General features: G+C 45.5%; 3 protein-coding genes and 2 pseudogenes. 2 read left to right on the forward strand and 3 right to left on the reverse strand.

What is annotated here, in order from left to right:
- Together MMY95_RS15155 and MMY95_RS15160 are read right to left on the reverse strand one after the other, a co-directional pair.
- A partial coding sequence (locus MMY95_RS15155) for a KxYKxGKxW signal peptide domain-containing protein (protein WP_241277790.1) occupies window positions 1–491 on the reverse strand: 491 nt, incomplete at its 3' end.
- A 421-nt stretch (window positions 492–912) separates the two neighbouring features.
- Window positions 913–1,911 carry an IS30 family transposase gene (locus tag MMY95_RS15160; RefSeq protein ID WP_241277791.1) on the reverse strand — a complete coding sequence of 333 codons (999 nt, stop codon included), beginning with the start codon at window positions 1,909–1,911 and terminating at the stop codon, window positions 913–915.
- A gap of 186 nt (window positions 1,912–2,097) precedes the next feature.
- On the opposite strand from MMY95_RS15160, the pseudogene MMY95_RS15165 reads away from it, so the two are divergent.
- Window positions 2,098–2,538: pseudogene (locus MMY95_RS15165) on the forward strand (transposase family protein); the annotation flags it as partial.
- Here MMY95_RS15165 and MMY95_RS15170 read toward each other — a convergent pair.
- Complete coding sequence (locus tag MMY95_RS15170) at window positions 2,523–3,587, reverse strand: transposase (protein ID WP_347192202.1); 1,065 nt, start codon at window positions 3,585–3,587, stop codon at window positions 2,523–2,525. The pseudogene MMY95_RS15165 and the gene MMY95_RS15170 overlap by 16 nt on opposite strands.
- Window positions 3,588–3,666: 79 nt before the next feature.
- Here MMY95_RS15170 and MMY95_RS15175 point away from each other — a divergent pair.
- Window positions 3,667–3,883 (forward strand): annotated as a pseudogene (locus MMY95_RS15175) (hypothetical protein); the annotation flags it as partial.

The following is a 3,883-nucleotide window of genomic DNA, read 5'->3' on the forward strand; positions in this document are numbered from 1 at the left end:
GTCGTCGTGGTTGCAGCGCTTGAACTCGACGCGCTCGCACCACTGGTGGCAGTGGTGGTAGCAGCAGGTGTCGTCGTGGTTGCAGCGCTTGAACTCGACGCGCTCGCACCACTGGTGGCAGTGGCGCCGCTAGTGGCTGCACTTGAGCCAGCCTGCGATTGACTCGTAGTAGTAGCTGGCGTCGCCTGTGACGCGGTAGCTGATGATTGCGCTGGCGTCGTGTCCTCCTCCGTAGCCGTGCTACTTTGCGTGTGGTTGTCCGCTGCATTTTGCGCGTCGTCCCCCGCGGTGGACGACTGTCCGGTCGTTTCCGTGTCGGTTTGCGTTTGTACCGTTGCCGCCGTGGTATCGGCCGCCACTGATTGTGTGACGTTACCACTCAGCACAATAGCTCCCGCGCTAACGGTAATGATTGCCGCCGCTTTCCACTTGGAGCCCGACTTATATAACTTGTAGTGCCTCTTCATTTCGGTCATCGAATTTCTACGCATTCGTGACTACCCCCTCATATTGGTTGTTGAGCACGCCATCTTCTCAGACAAAGCTTTGCAAAAACACAGAACGTTCACATTTTTAACTCATTTAATTTTAATTTGCTCAACAATGGTAATTTATCGCATCACATCAGCATTGTCAAGACAGTGAATATCGGTGTATCGATAATTACGACATATTGGGACCACTTGACCGCCGCATAATTATGAGAGTTAGCTAGCACCGATTTTAATTTTGTGGCAAAACAAAGGAGGACACGCTGAGACAGGTGTGCCCTCCATAAAACATTATTGGCGCTACGATATTTGGAGTTGATAGGCAGCTTGCCTACCAGCTCCTTTTTCTGGGTCTAGAATTTTTGGTGTTGGAAAGTATTTCCATTCCAAAAGTACTAGGCCCTTTTTGATAGACGAATTGTCAAATCAAGTGTAACTTTTTACCGAAGAAAACTTCAGACGGTGTCTTCCAGACTAAGACCTTACGGGGTCGATTATTTAAATCCCTGACAAACTTCGCGATATCTTGATCGGTCAGTTCATCAAGGTCAGTTCCTTTGGGAAAATACTCTCGGATGAGACCATTGGTATTTTCGTTGGTCCCACGTTGTTGTGGTGCGTGCGGGTCTGGAAAATAGACTGAGATACCAAGCTCTTTACCGACTTCACGATAACCCGCAAACTCTGTACCTCGGTCTGGTGTAAGCGTACGAACGCGTTTAGGTGTGACTGTATGCAGGAGGTCGATCATCGCTTGGGTCACATTCTTGGCATTCACTTTGGGTACACGCTCAGACAGAAGGTATCGTGACTTACGGTCGACCAGTGACACTAAACCCGAACGCCCGATCTTGCCGCGAACGGTATCGCCTTCCCAATGGCCAAAACGAGTCCGATTCTCACATGAGACTGGTCGTTCATGGACTGATGGGACATTATTAAAACGGCCACGTCGTTCGTTGACAGTTCCTTTAACCTTACGAGTTTTCCCACGATGTCGTAACTTTCGAGCGAATCCTCGAGCCCCATGACTTTTACGTTTAACGCCTAAATTATTTCGTTCAATTCCGCGATAAATCGTGTTGTAGCTGATATGCCAATTACTGTTCTCTAAAGATAAACGACCGGCGATTTGCTCGGGTGACCATTGCCGTTGAAGAATGCAGTGAAGGACAAAGTCGCGTAGCTTTAAATTCTCCAGTACCCTGAGGCGACGACTCTTTAATCGGCGCTGTTGATAGTTATGCTGGGCTTTTACGGCAGAATAGGCACCCCGACCGCCGTTGCGTTTAATTTCTCGTGACACAGTGGCTTTGGAACAACCGATTTGATCGGCAATAACCTGGTAAGTATGGTGTAAAGTTACACCTAACAGTATGCATTCGCGGTCTTTTAAGGTAAGATGTGTATATGGACTCATAGCCTAAGAACTCCTTTAGATGATTGTTATGGTGACTTCATTCTACAGGACTCAGGCTAGGAGTCTATTTTTATTTTCTTACTTGTTGCACTTCAATTGTAAATTCGTCTAACAAAAAAAGGCATCTAAGCCTCCCTAGTGCTATGCTTTAAGCGACGAAACTTAAGATAAGCGGGGTAGGAATAGATGTCTCAACTAGATAATACACTTAAATTACTGGGAATTACAGACACAAACATTCAGGTGTTCGGTACTCGTGAGGAATTTCATGGTCGGGGCTCGGGTCGCAAAAAGTATTTGGTCATCCAGGCAGAGCTTACCTACACACTCAGGCGCTGTCCCAGCTGTGGATACAATACGTTGCACCCTAACGGACACAAGCTCACTCATGTCCACATTGCAGGACCCATGGACCGGCCCGTAATTCTAGAGCTAAACAAGCAACGCTGGCGTTGTAGTAACTGCCATAGCACTTGTATGGCCACCACTCCAGTGGTATCAACCAACCACGCCATCGGTCACGGACTAGCGACTCATGTGCTGAAGCTAGCCAGTAAATCACTCCCGGCTAAGACTATCGCCAGTCTCACCGGTATTTCGACAAACTCAGTTCAGCGTATTTTGACGACTAAAATTAGATCTTGATAATAACGATAGGCCTGACTTAGATCATCATCGAAAGACAGTAAGCGATGAACTACTTCAACGTCGGTAAGCTGAGCGTAACCAAAATTATGGCGTGACCAATAGTTATCATATTTAAGAAGTCCTGCTGGGGTTAAAATTAGTTTCCAGAAGTGTTTAAGAGCTCGCCACTGGTGAGTACCTTTCCCGGCTCTATTCATAGCCTTGATACGAATTTGATTCAAAGCACGATATGCTTGGGCGACCACGTGAAAGTGGTCGGCAATAATAATGGCATGAGGGAACAATTCATGAATAAGATGACGGTAAGGTGTATACAGGTCAACCGTAATTGTTTGAACCGCTAAACGAGCCGAGCGGTCGTAACGCAGAAAGTAATTGCGTAAGTAGCGACTTCGTCGTGACAAAATAATGTCTAAAGTACGGTGATTTTCAATGTTCATCAAGATCATACTCATTCCACTGGGCGCAAAGCGACCAGACTTAAAATCATCAAAAGCAATGTGTCGTGGTAGCCAGTGGTAGTTAGGCTTGAAGAATTGATCGAGGTTAAAGATAACCCGTCTTACAGTCCAATCAGAGATGCCAAGTTCCTTAGCAATATCGGTTTGCGATTCATTAACAGTTAGTTGCATCATAACTCGCTGTTTAATGGCTTGACTGATATGATGGTGATACTTAACGTCCTCAACTTTAGCCACTTTGGTAATCGTTTGTGGGCAGTTTAGTGACGGCTTACAAAGGTATTTTTGTTTACGAATTGACCAAATAGTTGGCTCATAGTGCAAGCTTGGTCCTAGTACTTTAACAAGCTTAAAGCCATTCTTGAGCATTAATTGACCGCAACGCGGGCAATGTAAAGGATAAGACTGAATAAGATGCACAATTACCTGGTTACCTTGATCTTCAATTGCATCTTTAAAGTGTGCTGTATCTAATTCAAGGTAGGGATCTCTAATTCCAAGAGCAGCTTTGGTAGAATAATTCATGAAGGATGGTCCTTTCTTTACGAAGACGGGGTTCCGAGCCATCTTTCGTTTTTTAATTTTAAATTTAAACCAAAATAAGTACCGATGTTAAATCCATCAGTACTTAAAATTGTAGAGTCTTTTATTCCGCCAAAATTGGACTGGTCAGGCCGTGCGCAATTTAGCCGTTTATGCCAGTGAATTAGTTCCTAATACCGGCCAGCAGTTAACTTTATTTACCGATCCGCAACGCCAAATCAAAGCCGAACGACTTAACGGGGTCATTGACGAGATTCACCGGCGGTTCGGTTTCTTGAGTTACAAAGCCTGGTTAAGAATCACGTGCCTCGCCTCATTTT

This window comes from Lactiplantibacillus sp. ME-2 (assembly GCF_022549155.1).
GTDB lineage: Bacteria > Bacillota > Bacilli > Lactobacillales > Lactobacillaceae > Lactiplantibacillus > Lactiplantibacillus plantarum.